Consider the following 18634-nt stretch of genomic DNA (forward strand, 5'->3'; position numbering starts at 1 on the left):
CCGCGTCCTGGCATGGCGCTCACGCGCCGGCCGACTTCTTCGCCGCACGCCGCGCGGCGTACAGCCCGAAGCCGAGCGCGGCCGCCGCCATCGCCCACCACTGAAACATGTAACCGTAATTGCGCTCGACGCCGGTCGTCGCCGCCGGCCAGTCACGCACGAGCTTGTCGCCGTCATCGCTCGTCTGCTGGATCACGAACGGCTGCAGCGGCAGCCCCGTTTCCTTCGCATACGCGGCGACGTCCAGGTTCTGCCGGATCTTCTGGTGCGCCGCCGATCCGCCTTCGCCGAGCTCGAACGCCCGCGATGCATCGGCGCGCGCAATGCCCACGATCTCGACGTCGCCCGCGGGCGTCGCGAACGGCTCGATCGCCGTGCGATCGGAGATATTGCGCGGCAGCCAGCCGCGGTTCACGAGCACGACGCCGCCGCCCGTGAGTTTAAACGGCATCACGACGTAAAAACCCGGCTGGTCGTTATACGGCCGATTGTCGAGGAACACGGCTTGCTCGGGCAGAAAACGGCCCGTCGCACGCACGCGATGGAACTCGATCGACGCGAGCGGCATCGGCTGCGCGCCGATGTCGACGGGCGCCGCCTGCTCGTAGCGCTCGATGCTCGCCTGCAGCGCTTCCTTCTGGTGCGCGCGGTCGCGCTGCCAGAAACCGAGACGGATCGTGACCGCGACGACGACGAGGATCAGCAGCGCGGGCAGCCAGCGAATCTTCATCATGCGGCCCGCCCGGCACCTGCCCGAAAGCGAAGTGCGATAATTATCCTCTTCCTTTCGAATTGCCGTCGTCCGGTTCGTGTCATGCACATACTCGTTCCCATCGCCTTCGTCCTCATCATTGCCAGCATGGGCTCGGCGCTCTACTTCATGATGCACGACCGCGGCCACACGAAACGCATGGTCTGGTCGCTCGCCACCCGCGTCGGGCTGTCGGTGTCGCTGTTCCTGCTCATCCTGATCGCGAACTGGATGGGCTGGATCCATTCGACCGGCCTGCCGATCGGGCGTTGATCCGTTTGCCGCCGCGGCCGCTGTGACATTTCGCCGCACGGCCGTGGCACCAAGCAAAAGCGCCGCCTGACTGAGTCGCGGCGGCGCCCGGGTGGTGAAGGCCGGCAGTCACGCTGCCCGGCCGACCCAATGAAAACGGCCCGCGCATTGCTGCGCGGGCCGTGGTTCCATTTACAGCCAGTAGACGACGACGTACAGGCCGAGCCAGACGACGTCGACGAAGTGCCAGTACCACGCGGCGCCTTCGAAGGCGAAGTGGTGATCGGGCTTGAAGTGGCCGCGGATCATCCGCACCAGCACCACCGCGAGCATCGTGCCGCCGAGGAACACGTGGAAGCCGTGGAAGCCCGTCAGCAGGAAGAACGTCGAACCGTACACGCCCGAGTTCAGCGTCAGGTTCAGTTCGTTGTACGCGTGGTAATACTCGAAGCCCTGCAGGAACAGGAAGCAGATACCGAACACGAGCGTCGCGGCCAGCCAGGCGATCGCCTTCTTGCGATGATCGTCACGCAGCGCGTGGTGCGAGATCGTCAGCGTCACGCCCGACGACAGCAGGAATGCGGTGTTCAGCGTCGGGATCGGCCACGGGCCCATCGTCTTGAAGTGACCGGCGAGCGCGGCGGGGCCTTCGTTCGGCCACACGGCGGAGAAATCCGGCCAGATCAGCTTGTAGTCGAGGCTGCCGAGCTGGTGCAGCGCGATTTCACGCGCATAGAACAGCGCGCCGAAGAATGCGCCGAAGAACATGACTTCCGAGAAGATGAACCAGCTCATGCTCCAGCGGTACGACTTGTCGACGTTCTTGCCGTAGTGACCGCCTTCCGATTCGGCGATCGCGTCGCCGAACCAGTGATACAGCGTAAAGAGCAACCAAAGCAGGCCGAGCAGCGCCGTAAACGGCGCCCAGTCGTGACCGTTGATCCACAGCGCTGTCGATCCGAGCATGACCAGCAGGCCGATGGCCGCGCTGATCGGATGCTGCGACGGATGCGGCACGAAATAGTACGGGGTCTGGTTTTGACCGCTCATGCTTGATTCTCCACTTCAGTCCAATTTGTGTACCGGAAACCGCTCCGGCTTTATTTCTTGCGCGGCGTGACCACCACCGCTCCTTCCTGCACGCGCCACCGTGGCGCCGCGCGCTGCATTCTTTCGTGCCCGCGGGCTTCAGCCCACGACGGCACGCACGATCAGGATCAGCACGCCGATGAACACACCGGCCGCCAGCAACGCGACGATCAGCACGTGCAGCGGATTCAACTGCGTCGCATCGGCCTCCAGGTCGCGCCGCTTGCGCACCCCGAAGAACGACCACAGCACGGCCTTCAGCGCCTGGCCGAACGACCCGCCCCGCTTCTCCCCCGTCATCGCCCCGCCTCCGTCGTCATGCGTCCGGCTTCGCCGCGCCCTGCGCCGCGGTCTTGCCCGGCGCCGGCGCCGGCGTGGCCGGCGTATTCAGCTCGAAGAACGTGTACGACAGCGTGATCGTCTTCACGTCCTTCGGCAGTTTCGGATCGATCACGAACACCACCGGCATCTTGCGCGATTCGTTCGCGGCCAGCGTCTGCTGCGTAAAGCAAAAGCACTCGATCTTCTTGAAGAACTCCGTCGCCTGCTTCGGCGCGTAGCTCGGAATCGCCTGTGCAACGACCGGCCTGCCCTGCCCGTTCGTCACGTCGTACACGATCGTCGTCAGCTCGCCCGGATGCACGTCGAGACTGTTGTGCTCCGGCTTGAAACCGAGCGGGCCGCGCGCGTTCGCATCGAACTCGACCGACACCGTGCGGCTGGTGTCGACCTGCGAGTTCTTCGCCTCGCGCTCGCTGACATCGCGCTGCACCAGGTTGTTGATGCCGGTGATCTGGCAGATCGCCCGATACATCGGGATCAGCGCGAAGCCGAAACCGAACATCAGCCCGGCCACGACGAAGAGCTTCACCAGCATCGAACGATTGAACGCGCGATCGACGGCGCCCTCTTCCGGCTTCGACATACGACAACTTCCTCGCTACTGCGTCTGTTGCTGCATCAGTGAGTGGACAGCCACCACTGCTTGATCACGACACCCACAAAAAAAACGGCGGCGATGACGAGCAGGATGAGGCCGAGCCGCTTGTTGCCCGCGCGAATCTGCTCGGGCGTTCGTCTTTGTTGTGGATTCCGGGTCATCTGAAACTTCGCTGAAACCTCGATTCGGCGCCCGCCGCTGCCAGCCTGCCTGCGCGGCAGGCTGGCAGCGGCCAGGCGCACTGTGAAACTTACTCGACGTGCGGCGGTTGCTCGAACGTGTGGAAGGGAGCCGGGCTCGGCACCGTCCACTCGAGGCCCGTCGCGCCATCCCACGGCTTGTCCGACGCCTTTTCCAGCTCGCCGCCGCCACGGTAGGCCGGCAGCGCGACTGCGAACAGGAAGTACACCTGCGCGAGGCCGAAGCCGAATGCGCCGATCGTCGCAACCTGGTTGAAGTCCGTGAACTGCGCCGGGTAGTCCGCATAGCGACGCGGCATGCCTGCGAGACCGACGAAGTGCATCGGGAAGAACGTCAGGTTGAAGAAGATCATCGACGCCCAGAAGTGGATCTTGCCGCGCGTCTCGTTGTACATCCAGCCCGTCCACTTCGGTGCCCAGTAGTACCAGCCCGAGAACAGCGCGAACAATGAGCCCGCCACCAGCACGTAGTGGAAGTGCGCCACCACGAAGTAGGTGCCGTGATACTGGATGTCGAGCGGCGCCATCGCGAGCATCAGGCCCGTCAGGCCGCCGAACGTGAACACGAACAGGAAGCCGATCGCGAACAGCATCGGGGTTTCGAACGTCATCGAGCCGCGCCACATCGTCGCGAGCCAGTTGAACACCTTCACGCCCGTCGGCACCGCGATCAGCATCGTCGCGTACATGAAGAACAGCTGGCCGGTCACCGGCATGCCCGTGGCGAACATGTGGTGCGCCCAGACCATGAACGACAGGATCGCGATCGAAGCCGTCGCGTACACCATCGAGCTATAGCCGAACAGCGTCTTGCGTGCGAACGCCGGGATCACCTGCGACACGATCCCGAACGCCGGCAGAATCATGATGTACACCTCGGGGTGGCCGAAGAACCAGAAGATGTGCTGGTACATCACCGGATCGCCGCCGCCTGCCGCGTTGAAGAACGACGTGCCGAAGTGGCGGTCGAACAGCACCATCGTGATCGCGCCTGCCAGAACCGGCATCACCGCGATCAGCAGGTACGCCGTGATCAGCCACGTCCACGCGAACATCGGCATCTTCATCAGCGTCATGCCCGGTGCGCGCATGTTCAGGATCGTCACGACGATGTTGATCCCGCCCATGATCGACGATGCGCCCATGATGTGGACCGCGAAGATCGCGAAGTCCATGCCCGGGCCCATCTGCGTCGACAGCGGCGCGTAGAGCGTCCAGCCGGCAGCCGTCGCGCCACCCGGCGCGAAGAACGAACCGACCAGCAGCACGGCCGCAACCGGCAGCAGCCAGAAGCTGAAGTTGTTCATCCGCGCGAACGCCATGTCGGACGCGCCGATCTGCAGCGGAATCATCCAGTTCGCGAAGCCGACGAACGCCGGCATGATCGCGCCGAACACCATGATCAGGCCGTGCATCGTCGTGAGTTCGTTGAAGAACTCCGGACGCATGATCTGCAGGCCCGGCTCGAACAGCTCGGCCCGGATGGCGAGCGCCATCACGCCGCCCGACAGGAACATGATGAACGAGAACAACAGGTACAGCGTACCGATGTCCTTGTGGTTGGTGGCAAACAGCCAACGCCGCCAGCCGTGCGGCATTTCGTGCGCGTGGTCGTCGTGCGCGTGGTCCGCGGCTACGTCGTGCCCGATGCTAGACATGAGAATCTCCTAATGCGAATACGTCGACTAACTCAGCGACACGTCAAGCCGCCGGACCGATCTCGACACGCCGGGCTTCCTTCGCGTCCGCCCCGCCCGAGATCGTTTCCGGCTTTTTGAGAATAATGTGGTCTTCCGCCACGCCTGCTGCCTTCAGCGCGTCGCGCACGGCTTGTGCGCGATGCTTCGCCAGTTCGGCGTTCGCGTCGGCCGAGCCCGTCTTGTCGGTAAAGCCCGACAACGCGAGCTTCGCGTCCGGATGTGCCTTCGCATAGTCGGCCGCGGCGGCGATCGCCGCCTTCGCGTCGGCCGGCAGCACGCTCTTGCCCGTCTCGAAGTAGATCGTCGACAGTGCGGCCGATGCCGCTGCCGCCGGCTGCTCTGCGCCCGACGCAGCCTGCGCCGGCGCCGAAGCGGCTTCCGCCGGTGCGGCTGCCGCTGCGCCCGCCGCGTCTTCCGGCATCTTGCCGTTACGCGCGTCGGCCACTTGCTTCGGCTGCAGCAGGTCGTTCTTGTGGTTGCCCCACGAATTGCGTTCGTACGTGATGACCGAGGCGATGTCGAGATCCGACAGCGACGCCCACGACGGCATCGCGCCCTTGCCGTGCAGCACGCGCTCGACGTGGCCGGCGATCGGGCCGTTCACGATCGGGCTGCCGTCCATGGCCGGGAACGCGCCGAGGCCCTTGCCGCTCACCTGGTGGCAGGCCGCGCAGTTCGCCTTGTAGACTTCCTCGCCGTGCGCGACGAGTTCAGCCATCGTGTAGACCTTGTTCGGATCGACCGCGGCGCTGGCCAGCTTGGCCTTCTGCGCGGTGACCCACTTTGCGTAGTCGTCGTCCGACAGGACTTCGACGACGACCGGCATGTACGCGTGTTCCTTGCCGCACAGCTCGGTACAGAAACCGCGGAACGTACCGACCTTGTCGGCCTTGAACCACGTGTCGCGCACGAAGCCGGGGATCGCATCCTGCTTCACGCCGAACGCGGGCACGTACCACGAGTGGACGACGTCGTTCGCGGTCGTGATGATGCGGATCTTCTTGTTGACCGGCACGACGAGCGGGTTGTCGACTTCCTGCAGATAGGTGTCGGTGATCGGCTTCTTGCCCATCACTTCGTCACGCGGGGTGCTGAGCGTCGACAGGAAGCCGATGCCCTCGCCCGGGCCCTTCACGTAGTCGTAGCCCCACTTCCACTGGTAGCCGGTGACCTTGATCGTGAGATCGGCGTTCGTCGTGTCCTTCATCGCGACGACGGCCTTCGTCGCCGGCAGCGCCATCAGCACGACGATGACGAACGGCACGATCGTCCAGATGATCTCGACGGTCGTGCTTTCATGGAAATTGGCGGCCTTGTGGCCCTTGGATTTGCGGTGCGCGAAGATCGAATAGAACATCACGCCGAACACGCCGACGAAGATCACCGTACACAGGATGAGCATCATCGTGTGGAGATCGTAGAGCTCCTCGGCGATTTTCGTGACCGGCGGCTGAAAGTTGATCTCGTTGACGCGGGGGCCGCCCGGGCTATCACCGACCGCCAGGGCGGCACCGGCAAAGAGCAATCCGCTGCATGCCAGCACGCCCGTGAGGGCTCGCTTGATTGTTTTCATAGCATCCTTACCCAAAATTTCCATTCAAACCCTCCCCCGTCGCAAGCCGCCGGCCCAATCCGCCGGTGCCCGCGCCTCGTCAGCCGCAGCGCCTGAGCGACACGCGCAGTTCGTCGGCGAACTGCGCACGCTTGTACTGCGCGAGATGCTGCCCGATTACGACGGTCTGCCCGCGCGATACCAGCCGAATCGGGTCGCGTGGCGTCGCACCCGGCTCGACCCGCACCCAGCGCGGGTTGAATTCGATCTGCGTGAGCCGCTCCGCATCCATCCGCTCGATCACGAGCCGGTGCGGATACAGCCTGATGCGTTCGTAATCGACCGCATGGCGAGCATAGATCGCAAATGCGACACCCACAGCCAGCAACTCGATTCCGGTAAAGGGCATGACGAGCCAAGCTCCCCGCCACATCAGCAATGTCGCGATCAGCAGCGAGAAGCCCGCGAGCGACACGTAAAACAGCACGAACTGACGCGGCGACGCCGAACAGTTGCGTTTCATGAGCCAGTCTTCGAGGACCGGCTCGCCGTTCGTCGTCTCCGCCAAAACCCTCGCTGCTTCCATCGCCGCCTCACGCGAATGGCATGCGATGCATGCCTGCATCGGACTCGTCGTTCCGTATTGCGGGGACCCCGGGACGACAAGCTGACGCATTATAGGCGGGTTCAATGGCATCCACAAGCAAGCGACTATCGGCCCGCGAGCCAAGCGCGACAAGCTTTCCGGCCATTTCAGGCGCCAATTCGACCCCGCTTTGCGCCGCTAATTTCAGACATAACAAAACCCCTCTTTACCGCTTTACCGATTCTTCGGACGCCCCTTTCCGATGTCCTCGATGCGCACGATCCCGTGCCCTTCGGCGGTCGTGCGCGGTACGGCCTTCCATGCGTGGCCGTAGATCACTTCGAACGTGAGCGGAATCGTGCCGTCCGCGCGCCGGCGGGCCTCCAGCGCGTCGTCGAGCGCCGCGCGAAAGCGCCGCGTCGCGCGTTGCGGCGCCTCGCGCTCGAACGGATAGGCGCCCCAGCGGCGCACGTCGGCCAGCAGGGAGTCGGGGGATTTGTAGGTGACGGTCAGCACCTCCTGATCCATCACGGGAATCTCGAAGCCGCTCTCGACGAGCATGTCGCCGAGGTCGTGCATGTCGACGAAATCGATCACGCGCGCGGCGGGCGGCGCGATGCCGAGCGCCGCTTCGGCGTCCGCGCAGGCCGCGCGCAGTTCGCGCAGGGTATCGGGGCCGAGCGTGCTGAACATCAGCAGCCCGTTCACGCGCAGCACGCGCTGCCATTCGGGCAGCACCGCGTCCGGGCGCGAATGCCAGTGGAGGGCGAGATTCGACCAGATCAGGTCGAACGCGCCGCCGGGGAACGGCAGCGCGGCGAAGTCGGCCTGCGCGACGCGCGGGCCGCGCTGGCCCAGTGCGCGGCCGAGCGAGGCCGGCAGCCAGCGGCGCCAGCTCGTCTGCTCGACCTCGCGCTGACCGGCTCGCGCGAGCATCGCACCGGACAGGTCGACGCCGAATACGGGCGCCTCGGGAAAGCGTGCGCGCAGCGCCGGCAGATCGTCGCCCGGGCCACAGCCCGCGTCCAGCACGGCTGCGGGGCTCACCTTGATGTATTCGAGGCGCTCGTTCATGCGCTGCGCGATCTCGCGCGGCAGGAACGCGACCGCATCGAACGTGGCGGCACGGCGGTCGAAGATCCGCCGAAGGCGCCTTGCGTCATTGGCCGGACGGCCGGTTGAAATCGAAGCTGGGGACATGTCGGGCACACTGGCGAAGAGCCCGAAGTATACTCGCTCGCCCCGCGGGCTTCATTGAGGCGGGGTGTCAGGAGTGTTGCGATGATCCGCCGTTCCGTCCGACGCACGATGCGCGTCGCTTTGTCGCAGGTCCGCGCGCTGGGCGCGCGCGTCGCCGCGGTCGCGCTGCCGAATCGCTGCGCACTGTGCGGCAATTTGTCACACACCGTGATGTGCGGCGCGTGCGACGCCGCGTACTGGAACGAAGCGCGGCTGCGCTGCGACGTCTGTGCGCTGCCGCTGGGCATCGGGCCACCGCGTTCGGCCCCGCCCCGCGGCGCTCGCGCCGGTGCCGGCCGCGCGGCCGCATACCGGTGCGACGCGTGCCGTGCGGCGCCGCCGCCGTTCGATGCAACGCTCGCGCTGGCGGATTACCGTGCGCCGCTCGACGGACTCGCGCGCGGCCTGAAGTTTCACCGGCAACTCGCGCTCGGCGCCGAATTCGCGGCACGCCTCGCCCGGTTGATCGACGATACGCCCGGCGCCGGCGGCTTCGACCTGGTGGCGCCCGTGCCGCTGTCGCACCGGCGGCTCGTCGTGCGTGGCTACAACCAGGCCTGGGTCATCGCGCGCCCGCTCGCGCGGCGGCTCGGCGTGCGCGCGGATGCGGCGCTGCTCGCGCGGGTCGCCGACACCGCGCCGCAGTCGCGGCTCGACCGGCACGCACGGCGCGACAACGTGATGGCCGCATTCGCGGTGGCGGGCGGCGTCGCCGGGCGCCACGTCGCGCTCGTCGACGACGTGATGACGTCCGGCGCGACGCTCGCGGCCGCCGCGCACGCGCTGAAAGTGGCGGGCGCCGCGCGCGTGACGAATCTGGTTGCGCTGCGCACCGCCAGGGATTAATTAGATAGAGAGGCCAGCCGCCCGAACACGGCGGCGGCCGCCACGAACCGGCCGGTCGGGAACGCGCACATTGCGCCGCCCCGGCCGGCCCAGCCAGACCGAAACATGTTCAACGTCGTCCTCGTCGCCCCCGAAATTCCGCCGAACACCGGCAACGTGATCCGCCTGTGCGCCAACACGGGGGCGCGCCTGCACCTGATCGAGCCGCTCGGCTTCCCGCTCGACGACGCGCGGATGCGCCGCGCGGGCCTCGACTATCACGAGTATGCGCAGATGCGCGTGCACCGCGACTGGGATGCGTTCGTCGCGGCGGAAACGCCCGACCCCGCGCGGATGTTCGCGTTCACGACCCGCGGCTCGGGCCGCTTCCACGATCATGCGTTCCTGCCCGGCGACTGGTTCGTGTTCGGCTCGGAAACGCGCGGCCTGCCCGCCGAGCTGCTCGAGCGCTTCCCGAACGAACAGCGCGTGCGCCTGCCGATGCGGCCGGACAACCGCAGCCTGAACCTGTCGAACACGGTCGCGGTGGTCGTGTTCGAGGCGTGGCGCCAGGCCGGCTTCGAAGGCGGCGCATGACGCTTGCGCGGCGCATCCCGCTCCGCGGGACGCGTCACGTCCGTGCGAGTCGCGCGCGATACAGGTCGTAGATGTCGGGAGAAAAGCACGCGAACACCACGCGTGCGAGGTTCGGCGCCTGCGGCAGCATTTCGGCGACGGTGCCGACCGCAATCTCGACGGCTTCTTCAGCCGGATAGCGATAGATGCCGCAACTTATCGCCGGGAACGCGATCGACGTCGCCGCGACCTCCTCGGCCAGCTCGATCGCGCGCCGGTAGCACGACGCGAGCAGGTCGGCCTCGCCGCTCCCGCCGCCGTGCCACACCGGCCCGACCGCATGGATCACGTAGCGCGCCGGCAACCCGTGGCCGCGCGTGAGCTTGGCGTCGCCCGTCTCGCAGCCGCCGAGCGTGCGGCATTCGGCAAGCAGGCCGGGGCCGGCCGCGCGGTGGATCGCGCCATCGACGCCACCGCCGCCGAGCAGCGAACCGTTCGCGGCGTTGACGATCGCGTCGACATCGAGCGTCGTGATGTCGACGACCTGCGCATCGAGCGTGGTGGAATGGATCCGCAGCATGACAACCTCCCGGAGCGCCGGCGACTGTTCAAGCGTAGCGCGCTTTGACGCCGCGCGCCCGAAGCGAACACGGCGCCGCCAGGCAGCGCCGGGGCGCCCTACTCGGCGCGCGCGTCGCGCCGCAGCAGGCCGCTGACGGCGTCGCGCGGCGCGATGCCGTCGAACAGCACGCCGCACACGGCTTCGGTGATCGGCATTTCGATCGACTGCGCGCGCGCGATCGCCAGCACGGCCTGCGCGCAGCGCACGCCTTCGGCCACGTGGCCAAGCGCGCCGAGGATGTCGTTCAGCGTGCGGCCGGCCGCCAGCTGCAGGCCGACCGTGCGGTTGCGCGACAGGTCGCCCGTTGCGGTGAGGATCAGGTCGCCGAGGCCCGTGAGGCCCGTGAAGGTTTCCGCCCGGCCGCCGAGCGCGACACCGAGGCGCGACATTTCGGCGAGGCCGCGCGTAATCAGCGCGGCGCGCGCGTTCAGCCCGAGACCGAGGCCGTCGGCGATGCCGGTCGCGATCGCGAGCACGTTCTTCACCGCGCCGCCGACCTCGACGCCGACCACGTCGTCGCCCGTATAGATCCGCATCGCGCCGTGATGGAACGCGGCGAGCGTGCGCTCGCGGCATTCGGCGGACGTGCTCGCCACCGTCAGCGCGACAGGCAGCGACTGCCCGACTTCCCGGGCGAAGCTCGGCCCCGACAGCACGCCGTTGCTGTGCTGTTCGGGCAGCTCGGCCGCGATCACCTGATGCGGCAGCAGATGCGTGCCGGCCTCGAAGCCCTTGCAGACCCAGACGATGTGCGCGGGCACGCAGCCTGCATCGCGCATCGCGTGACACAGCGTGCGCAGCCCGGCCACGGGTGCGGCGATCACGCACAGTGCGTCGTCCGCGGCGCCATGCGCGAGCGCGGCGCCGAGATCGGCGCCGTAGCGCAATGCGTCAGGCAGCGCGATGCCGTCCAGATAGCGGGAATTTTCGTGCCGGGCCTGCAGCCCGGCGATGAGCGCGGCGTCGCGCGCCCACAGAAGCGTGTCGTGCCGCGCGGCCAGATGGCCCGCGAGCGCGGTGCCCCACGCACCGGCGCCGAGAACGGCTACTTTCATACCCAGCACCGGTCCTCCGAGTGAAACGTCAGTTCAGCGTCGTGCCGTTCGGCGCGCCTGCTGCGGCGCCGGCCTGCTGCTGAAGCTGCGCGAGGCGCTGTTCGTACAGCGCCTGGAAGTTGATTTCCGCCAGGTGGATCGGCGGGAAGCCCGCGCGCGTGATCGCGTCGGCGATGTTCGAACGCAGGTACGGGAACAGGATCGTCGGGCATGCGATGCCGACGAGCGGGTCGAGCTGTTCGTCCGGAATGTTGCGGATGTCGAAAATGCCGGCCTGCTTCGCTTCGATCAGGAACGCGACCTTGTCCTTCACCTTCGCGGTGACGGTGCCCGACACCACGACTTCGAACACGCTTTCCGCGAGGCGGTCGGCCTTGACGTCGACTTCGACTTCAACCGACGGCATGTCCTGCTCGAGGAAGATCGCCGGCGAATTCGGCTGCTCGAGCGACATATCCTTCAGGTAGACGCGCTGGATGTTGAAGAACGGTTGGTTTTCGACGTCGGACATGGTGTTTCCCTAAAAGTGGTGACGGGGCGGCCCGGCTTCTCGCCGGCCGCCACGGATGAATCCTGCGCGCCAAGCCGCGGCGCGGCCGGCGGCCATTCTGCCCTAATCAGGCCGCTTGCAGAAGCGGGACGAGCCCGCCTTCGCGGTCAAGCTTCGACAGATCGTCGTAACCGCCGACGTGCGTGTCGCCGATATAGATCTGCGGCACCGTGCGGCGCCCCGTGCGCGTCATCATTTCGTCGCGGCGTGCAGGATCGCGGTCGATCAGCACCTTCTCGATCTGCTCGACACCGCGCAGCTTCAGCAGGCGCTCGGCCTGGATGCAATACGGACACACCTGCGTGCTGTACATCAAAACCTTGTTCACTTCGCCACTCCTTGTTTGACGACCGGCATCCCGGCCTGCTGCCAGGCGGCCACGCCGCCCTCGAGCACGTGCACCTCGGCGTAGCCCGCCGCCTCGACCTCGCGCGCCGCCTTCTGCGACTGCTGGCCGTTCTGGCAGACGAGCAACACCGGCGTGCTCTTGTTCTTCGCGACCTGCGCGATCTTCGTGCCGATCTCGCCCGCCGCGACCTGACGTGCCGACGGCAGGTGGCCGGCAGCGAAATCGGACGCGGCGCGCACGTCGATCACGACCGCGTTGCGGCGATTGATGAGTTGCGTCGCCTCTGCGGCCGACAGGCCGCCGCGGCCGCGGCGCAGCGCGGGCCAGGCCAGCAGGCCGCCGGATACCACCAGGATCGCGATAAGGGCCAGGTTGGTGTAATCGGTAAAGAACGTCACGGAATTCCGCCGGAAAAAGAGAAATCGGATGAGGACAATCCCGCCATTATAAAATAACCGTCTTGCGCGATGGCGGGCCCGGGTCGGGTCCTGCGCGACGCGCCACCGCTTCCTTCACTACCGACCGCAAGATCCATGTACAAACTCGTTCTCATCCGCCACGGCGAATCGACGTGGAACAAGGAAAACCGCTTCACCGGCTGGGTCGACGTCGACCTGACCGAGCAGGGTCGCAACGAGGCCTACCAGGCCGGCGAATTGCTCAAGGAGGCCGGCTACACGTTCGACATCGCGTACACGTCGGTGCTCAAGCGCGCGATCCGCACGCTGTGGCACGTGCAGGACCGGATGGACCTCATGTACCTGCCGGTCGTCCACTCGTGGCGCCTGAACGAGCGCCACTACGGCGCGCTGTCGGGCCTGAACAAGGCCGAAACGGCCGCGAAGTTCGGCGACGACCAGGTCCTCGTGTGGCGCCGCAGCTACGACACGCCGCCGCCCGCGCTCGAGCCGACCGACGAACGCGCGCCGTTCAACGACCCGCGCTACGCGAAGGTGCCGCGCGAGCAGTTGCCGCTCACCGAGTGCCTGAAGGACACGGTCGCGCGCGTGCTGCCGCTGTGGAACGAGTCGATCGCCCCGGCGGTACGCGCCGGCAAGCAGGTGCTGATCGCCGCACACGGCAACTCGCTGCGCGCGCTCATCAAGTACCTCGACGGCATCTCGGACAGCGACATCGTCGGCCTGAACATCCCGAACGGCGTGCCGCTCGTGTATGAACTCGACGAAAACCTGAAGCCGATCAAGCACTATTACCTCGGCGACCAGGACGCGATCGCGCAGGCGCAAGCCGCCGTCGCGAAGCAGGGCAAGGCGGGCTGACGCCCGTCGGCCGGGTGAGCCGGGCGGACTGCGTCCGGTGCGGTTCGCCCGGCCCGAGCGCCGCCCCTTGTCCGGCACACCGCGCGAACCTTCGCGGCGCCGGCGCTGTCGAATCCGCTTTCGAACCCGCAGCGCGCCCGGCAGTGCCCCGCCGGGCCGGCTCCGGGCCCTTTTCGACGCTTTTCGCGCCGTTCCACTGAGTCATCGGACGAACAGTTATACTTGTCCGCTACATCCCCGCTACCGCCACGCGCTTCCCGACCGCACCAGATCTCTATGCGAATGAAATTGAAGAACATCGGCCTGATTGCCGCGGGCCTCGCCACGGGCGTGTTCGCCACGCTGCAGGTTTCCGCATCGGCCGAGCAGACCGCCACGGCGCCGCTTCCCCTCGACCAGCTCCGCCTGTTCGCGGAAGTCTTCGGACAGATCAAGCGCGAGTACGTCGAACCGGTCGACGACAAGAAGCTGCTGACGGCCGCGATCAAGGGCATGGTGTCGAGCCTCGACCCGCACTCGTCGTTCCTCGACAAGACCGACTATGACGAGTTGCAGGAACAGACGAAGGGCCGCTTCGCGGGTCTCGGCATCGAGATCTCGCAGGAAGACGGCCTCGTCAAGGTGATCTCGCCGATCGAAGATACGCCCGCGTTCCGCGCCGGCATCCGTCCGGGCGACCTGATCACCCGCATCAACGACAAGCCGGTGCGCGGCATGACGCTCGACAAGGCCGTGAAGCAGATGCGCGGCGAGCCGGGCACCAAGGTCACGCTGACGATCTTCCGCAAGAGCGACGACCGCACGTTCCCGGTCACGGTCACGCGCGCGATCATCAAGGTCCAGAGCGTGAAGATGAAGATCCTCGATCCGGGCTATGCGTATGTCCGCATCACGAGCTTCCAGGAGCGCACGACGCCCGATCTCGCCGCGAAGCTGCAGGACATCGCACGCCAGCAGCCGAACCTGAAGGGCCTCGTCCTCGACCTGCGCAACAACGGCGGCGGCCTGCTGCAGAGCGCGGTCGGCGTGGCCGGCGCGTTCCTGCCGCCCGACTCCGTCGTCGTGTCGACCAACGGCCAGATCGCCGATTCGAAGCAGGTCTACCGCGATACGTACGACAACTATCGCCTGCCGTCCTTCGACGGCGATCCGCTGAAGAACCTGCCGCCGGTCTTCAAGACCGTGCCGATGATCGTGCTGACGAACGCCTATTCCGCGTCCGCGTCGGAAATCGTCGCCGGCGCGCTGCAGGATTCGAAGCGCGCGCAGATCATGGGCAAGACGACGTTCGGCAAGGGTTCGGTGCAGACGGTTCGCCCGATGACGGCCGACACCGCGCTGCGCCTGACCACCGCTTACTACTACACGCCGAGCGGCCGTTCGATCCAGAACAAGGGCATCACGCCGGACGTGCCGGTCGATCAGTACGCGGACGGCGATCCGGACGACGTGCTCGTGACGCGCGAGGTCGACTACTCGAACCACCTTGCGAACACGCAGGATCCGAACGAGAAGAAGGAACAGGAAGACCGCGAGCAGCGCCGGATGGATCAGCTGCGCATTCTCGAGGAGCAGAACGACAAGAAGACGCCGGAGCAGCGCCAGAAGGATCGCGATCGCAAGCCGATCGAGTTCGGCAGCGCCGACGACTTCATGATGCAGCAGGCGCTCAACAAGCTCGAAGGCAAGCCGGTCCAGGAATCGAAGTCGCTGCTCGCCGAGAGCACGACGAAGAGCCCGGCCGGCAAGGCTGCGACGGCCTCGAAGGCATCGGGCGCAGGCGCGAAGCCGGCAGCCGCACCGAAGCCCGCGTCGGCACCGCAGTAAGCGCCGGCCGGCATCCGACGGGCCATCGCGGGAAGACCGCGATGGCCCGTTTTTCATGCGCGCCTAAAATAACGACACGAACGCCCGCCTCGCCCACGACTTCCCATGAATGACGATCAACTCCTTCGCTACTCCCGTCACATCCTCGTCGACGAAATCGGCATCGAGGCGCAGCAGCGCTTTCTCGATGCGCATGCGATCGTCATCGGCGCGGGTGGCCTCGGCTCACCCGCCGCGATGTACCTCGCCGCATCGGGCGTCGGCACGATCACGCTCGTCGACGCCGATACGGTCGACCTCACGAACCTGCAGCGGCAGATCCTGCACGTGACGGCATCGGTCGGCCGCCACAAGGTCGAATCGGGGCGCGACGCGCTCGCGCGGTTGAACCCCGAGGTGAAGGTGCACGCGGTCGCGGAGCGTGTCGACGACGCGTGGCTCGACGCGCACGTGCCGCGCGCGACCGTCGTGCTCGACTGCACCGACAACTTCGCGACGCGGCACGCGATCAACCGCGCGTGCGTCGCGCACGGCGTGCCGCTCGTATCCGGCGCCGCGCTGCGCTTCGACGGCCAGATCAGCACGTTCGATTTCCGCGACCCGGCCGCGCCCTGCTATGCGTGCGTGTTCCCGGAAGACCAGCCGTTCGAGGAAGTCGCGTGCGCGACGATGGGCGTGTTCGCGCCGACGGTCGGGATCATCGGCGCGATGCAGGCCGCCGAGGCGCTGCGCGTGATCGGCGAAATCGGCAAGACGCTCAGCGGGCGGCTGATGATGCTCGATTCGCTGCGGATGGAATGGACGACGATGAAAATCGCGCGCCAGGCCGACTGCCCCGTGTGCGGGGGCCGGCACTGACGCGCGACGGGCATGCGCCTTTCGGCGCATGGGTGACACTTCGCCAAGGTTTGAGCGGCGACGCCCGTGCGTCAAGCAGCCGCGTCCGCACGCGGCTCCGCGACCGACAGGCGCTGCAACGCGGCCTGCACTTCCTCAGGCTCGAACGCGGCGAGCACGTCGGCCGTCGGCTTTTCGAGCGCCTTCAGGTGCGCGCGCAGGATCTCCTGCTTCACGACGAGCAGCTGGCTCGGGTGCATCGAGAACTCGGTGAGCCCCATCCCGAGCAACAGGCGCGTGAGCGCCGGATCGCCCGCCATCTCCCCGCATACCGACACCGACACGCCCGCGCGCTTCGCTTCGCGCAGCGTATAGGAGATCAGGTGCAGCACGGCCGGATGCAGCGGGTCGTACAGGTGCGCGACCGCGTTGTCCGCGCGGTCGATCGCAAGCGTGTACTGGATCAGGTCGTTCGTGCCGATCGACAGGAAATCGAACCGCTTCAGGAACAGCGGCAGCGCGATCGCCGCGGCCGGAATCTCGATCATCGCGCCGATCCGCACGTTCGGATCGTACGCAAGCCCCGCGTCGTCGAGCTGGCGCTTCGCCTCGCGGATCAGGTCGAGCGTCTGGTCGATCTCCTGCGCGTGCGCGAGCATCGGGATCAGGATCTTCACCTGGCCGAACGCGGACGCGCGCAGGATCGCGCGCAACTGCGTGAGGAACATCTGCGGCTCTGACAGGCTCCAGCGGATCGCACGCAGGCCGAGCGCAGGGTTCGGCGCCGTCTCGTAGCCTTCGTCGAGCGCCTCGAGCGGCTTGTCCGCGCCGACGTCGATCGTGCGGATCGTCACCGGCATGCCCTTCATCCACTCGACGGCCCGCTTGTACGCGGCGAACTGCTCCTCCTCTTCCGGCATCTCCTTCTGATGCATGAACAGGAACTCGGAACGGAACAGCCCGACGCCGACCGCACCGGCCTCGACGGCCGCCTTCGCGTCGTCGGGCAGCTCGATGTTCGCGTACAGATCGATCTTGGTGCCGCACAGCGTTTGCGTCGGCGAGAACTTCAGACGCTGCAGCTTGCGTTGCTCCAGCAGCTTCTCGGACTGCCGGTACGAATATTCCTCGAGGACGATCGGTGCCGGATCGACGATCACGATGCCCTGGTCGCCGTCGACGATGATCAGGTCGTCCTGGCGGATCAATGCGCTCGCGTGCTGCACGCCGACCGCCGCCGGTATGCCGAGGCTGCGCGCGACGATCGCCGTGTGCGACGTGCGCCCGCCGAGGTCGGTGACGAACGCCTGGAACGACTGCGACTTGAACTGCATCATGTCGGCCGGCGCGATGTCGTGCGCGACGACGATCATCTCGTTCGTGCCGTTCTTGGCCGCCCGGTCCAGTGCCTGCGACGCGGACGGTGCACCGGCGAGCGCCTTCAGCACGCGCTCGACCACCTGCTCGATGTCGGCCTTGCGCTCGCGCAGGTATTCGTCCTCGATGTCGTCGAAGTGGCGCGTGAGCAGCTCGAGCTGCTCGGTCAGCGCCCACTCGACGTTATAGCGACGCGTGCGGATCAGGTCGATGGTTTCCTGCACGAGCATCTCGTCGCTCAGGATCATCGTGTGCACGTCGATGAATGCGCCGACTTCGCTCGGGGTGTCGTCGGTCAGGTCGGCGCGCAGCGCTTCGAGTTCGTGATGCACGACATCGAGCGCCGTGCGGAAGCGCTCGACCTCCGCATCGATCTGGTTTGCCTCGATCAGGTAATGGGCGACGTCGAGCGCCGCCGGCGCGATCAGGTACGCTCGCCCGATCGCGATACCACGTGAGACGGGAATGCCATGCAGCGTGAAGGACACGCGCACCTCCTCTGTACAAGTAAAGCCGCGGCACACTGCTGCGATGCGCTTATGACCCCGGTTAGCGATTATAAATTCCGCGACTCCCCGCTGACTGCATGCACCGCAGCATTGCGCATTCCGCATCAATGCTTCCGACGAAAAAAATGCCGCGGAATCCGCGGCATTCTGACTGGAAACGGCAACGATCCCGCGCGGCGATCACTGGCCTTCGCCGAACTTGTCGGCGATCAGCTTCAGCAGCGCGTCCATCGCTTCCCGCTCGTCCGGCCCTTCGGTCTCGATCGTCACGGTGCTGCCGATGCCCGCCGCCAGCATCATCACGCCCATGATGCTCTTCGCATTGATCTTGCGCCCGTTGCGTGTCATCCAGACTTCCGACTGGAAGTTGCCGGCCAGTTGCGTAAGCTTGGCCGATGCACGCGCATGGAGCCCCAATTTGTTGACGATGGTGGTTTCTTGTTGAAGCATGATTCTCGGTCGGATCGGTCGGGGCCGCCGGCGGGGCGCGTCGGCGGGGCTGTCTAAAACGGAAAACG

22 protein-coding genes are annotated in these 18634 nt (G+C 66.5%); 6 read left to right on the top strand and 16 right to left on the bottom strand.

Features of this window, described 5'->3' with window-relative positions; translation table 11 throughout:
- Positions 1-19 precede the first annotated feature (19 nt).
- A complete protein-coding gene (locus ACPTTC_RS16435) occupies positions 20-730 on the bottom strand; it encodes an SURF1 family protein (protein WP_226201080.1) in 711 nt (236 codons plus the stop codon).
- 84 nt (positions 731-814) lie between these two features.
- Between ACPTTC_RS16435 and ACPTTC_RS16440 the strand changes: the two genes are divergently transcribed.
- Positions 815-1024, top strand: a complete 210-nt coding sequence (locus ACPTTC_RS16440; RefSeq protein ID WP_011353273.1) for a twin transmembrane helix small protein — start codon at positions 815-817, stop codon at positions 1022-1024.
- A gap of 171 nt (positions 1025-1195) precedes the next feature.
- Here the strand turns inward: ACPTTC_RS16440 and ACPTTC_RS16445 are convergent, their stop codons facing one another.
- The 8 genes from ACPTTC_RS16445 to ACPTTC_RS16480 all read right to left on the bottom strand — a co-directional run bounded on the left by ACPTTC_RS16445 (position 1196) and on the right by ACPTTC_RS16480 (position 8270).
- Positions 1196-2053 (bottom strand): cytochrome c oxidase subunit 3, encoded by an 858-nt coding sequence (locus tag ACPTTC_RS16445; RefSeq protein WP_039346195.1) that lies wholly within the window; start codon positions 2051-2053, stop codon positions 1196-1198.
- A gap of 138 nt (positions 2054-2191) precedes the next feature.
- On the bottom strand, positions 2192-2392 hold the full coding sequence (locus ACPTTC_RS16450; protein ID WP_175951461.1) for a DUF2970 domain-containing protein: 201 nt from the start codon (positions 2390-2392) through the stop codon (positions 2192-2194).
- A 16-nt stretch (positions 2393-2408) separates the two neighbouring features.
- Complete coding sequence (locus ACPTTC_RS16455; protein ID WP_175951460.1) at positions 2409-3017, bottom strand: cytochrome c oxidase assembly protein; 609 nt, start codon at positions 3015-3017, stop codon at positions 2409-2411.
- 35 nt (positions 3018-3052) lie between these two features.
- Positions 3053-3193 carry a cytochrome oxidase small assembly protein gene (locus ACPTTC_RS16460; RefSeq protein ID WP_174921494.1) on the bottom strand — a complete coding sequence of 47 codons (141 nt, stop codon included), beginning with the start codon at positions 3191-3193 and terminating at the stop codon, positions 3053-3055.
- 89 nt (positions 3194-3282) lie between these two features.
- Entirely contained in the window at positions 3283-4890 is a 1608-nt protein-coding gene (gene ctaD, locus ACPTTC_RS16465) for a cytochrome c oxidase subunit I (RefSeq protein WP_031401318.1), read from the bottom strand.
- Positions 4891-4933: 43 nt separating this feature from the next.
- Entirely contained in the window at positions 4934-6529 is a 1596-nt protein-coding gene (coxB, locus tag ACPTTC_RS16470) for a cytochrome c oxidase subunit II (RefSeq protein ID WP_423393089.1), read from the bottom strand.
- Positions 6530-6584: 55 nt separating this feature from the next.
- A complete protein-coding gene (locus tag ACPTTC_RS16475; RefSeq protein WP_226201079.1) occupies positions 6585-7109 on the bottom strand; it encodes a DUF2244 domain-containing protein in 525 nt (174 codons plus the stop codon).
- Between the two features lie 195 nt (positions 7110-7304).
- A complete protein-coding gene (locus tag ACPTTC_RS16480; protein ID WP_423393090.1) occupies positions 7305-8270 on the bottom strand; it encodes a methyltransferase domain-containing protein in 966 nt (321 codons plus the stop codon).
- Between the two features lie 81 nt (positions 8271-8351).
- Here ACPTTC_RS16480 and ACPTTC_RS16485 point away from each other — a divergent pair, with 81 nt between their 5' ends.
- Positions 8352-9155, top strand: coding sequence for a ComF family protein (locus tag ACPTTC_RS16485; protein WP_423393091.1), 804 nt, complete (start codon positions 8352-8354; stop codon positions 9153-9155).
- 105 nt (positions 9156-9260) lie between these two features.
- A complete protein-coding gene (trmL, locus tag ACPTTC_RS16490) occupies positions 9261-9731 on the top strand; it encodes a tRNA (uridine(34)/cytosine(34)/5-carboxymethylaminomethyluridine(34)-2'-O)-methyltransferase TrmL (protein WP_011353282.1) in 471 nt (156 codons plus the stop codon).
- 34 nt (positions 9732-9765) lie between these two features.
- Here the strand turns inward: trmL and ACPTTC_RS16495 are convergent, their stop codons facing one another.
- The 5 genes from ACPTTC_RS16495 to ACPTTC_RS16515 all read right to left on the bottom strand — a co-directional run bounded on the left by ACPTTC_RS16495 (position 9766) and on the right by ACPTTC_RS16515 (position 12684).
- Positions 9766-10290: an O-acetyl-ADP-ribose deacetylase gene (locus tag ACPTTC_RS16495; protein WP_412525256.1), complete on the bottom strand. Its 525-nt coding sequence runs from the start codon at positions 10288-10290 to the stop codon at positions 9766-9768.
- Between the two features lie 98 nt (positions 10291-10388).
- Positions 10389-11387, bottom strand: coding sequence for an NAD(P)H-dependent glycerol-3-phosphate dehydrogenase (locus ACPTTC_RS16500; RefSeq protein ID WP_423393092.1), 999 nt, complete (start codon positions 11385-11387; stop codon positions 10389-10391).
- A 28-nt stretch (positions 11388-11415) separates the two neighbouring features.
- On the bottom strand, positions 11416-11898 hold the full coding sequence (gene secB / locus ACPTTC_RS16505) for a protein-export chaperone SecB (RefSeq protein ID WP_011353285.1): 483 nt from the start codon (positions 11896-11898) through the stop codon (positions 11416-11418).
- 106 nt (positions 11899-12004) lie between these two features.
- Positions 12005-12265: a glutaredoxin 3 gene (gene grxC, locus ACPTTC_RS16510; RefSeq protein WP_039346228.1), complete on the bottom strand. Its 261-nt coding sequence runs from the start codon at positions 12263-12265 to the stop codon at positions 12005-12007.
- The gene (locus tag ACPTTC_RS16515; protein ID WP_011353287.1) at positions 12262-12684 is read right to left on the bottom strand and encodes a rhodanese-like domain-containing protein; all 423 of its coding nucleotides are present in this window, start codon (positions 12682-12684) and stop codon (positions 12262-12264) included. The genes grxC and ACPTTC_RS16515 overlap by 4 nt, the downstream gene beginning before the upstream one ends.
- Before the next feature lie 135 nt (positions 12685-12819).
- On the opposite strand from ACPTTC_RS16515, the gene gpmA reads away from it, so the two are divergent.
- From gpmA to ACPTTC_RS16530, 3 genes are all read left to right on the top strand, one after another.
- Entirely contained in the window at positions 12820-13566 is a 747-nt protein-coding gene (gene gpmA, locus ACPTTC_RS16520) for a 2,3-diphosphoglycerate-dependent phosphoglycerate mutase (RefSeq protein ID WP_021164239.1), read from the top strand.
- A 276-nt stretch (positions 13567-13842) separates the two neighbouring features.
- Positions 13843-15393 (top strand): S41 family peptidase, encoded by a 1551-nt coding sequence (locus ACPTTC_RS16525; RefSeq protein ID WP_423393093.1) that lies wholly within the window; start codon positions 13843-13845, stop codon positions 15391-15393.
- Between the two features lie 105 nt (positions 15394-15498).
- Complete coding sequence (locus ACPTTC_RS16530; protein WP_175951452.1) at positions 15499-16251, top strand: HesA/MoeB/ThiF family protein; 753 nt, start codon at positions 15499-15501, stop codon at positions 16249-16251.
- Positions 16252-16322: 71 nt separating this feature from the next.
- Here ACPTTC_RS16530 and ptsP read toward each other — a convergent pair whose 3' ends face one another.
- Positions 16323-18095: a phosphoenolpyruvate--protein phosphotransferase gene (ptsP, locus tag ACPTTC_RS16535; RefSeq protein WP_175951451.1), complete on the bottom strand. Its 1773-nt coding sequence runs from the start codon at positions 18093-18095 to the stop codon at positions 16323-16325.
- Positions 18096-18296: 201 nt separating this feature from the next.
- Positions 18297-18566 (bottom strand): HPr family phosphocarrier protein, encoded by a 270-nt coding sequence (locus ACPTTC_RS16540; protein WP_006477716.1) that lies wholly within the window; start codon positions 18564-18566, stop codon positions 18297-18299.
- Between the last annotated feature and the right edge of the window lie 68 nt (positions 18567-18634).

It is taken from the genome of Burkholderia mycopellens (assembly GCF_964265025.1).
GTDB lineage: Bacteria > Pseudomonadota > Gammaproteobacteria > Burkholderiales > Burkholderiaceae > Burkholderia.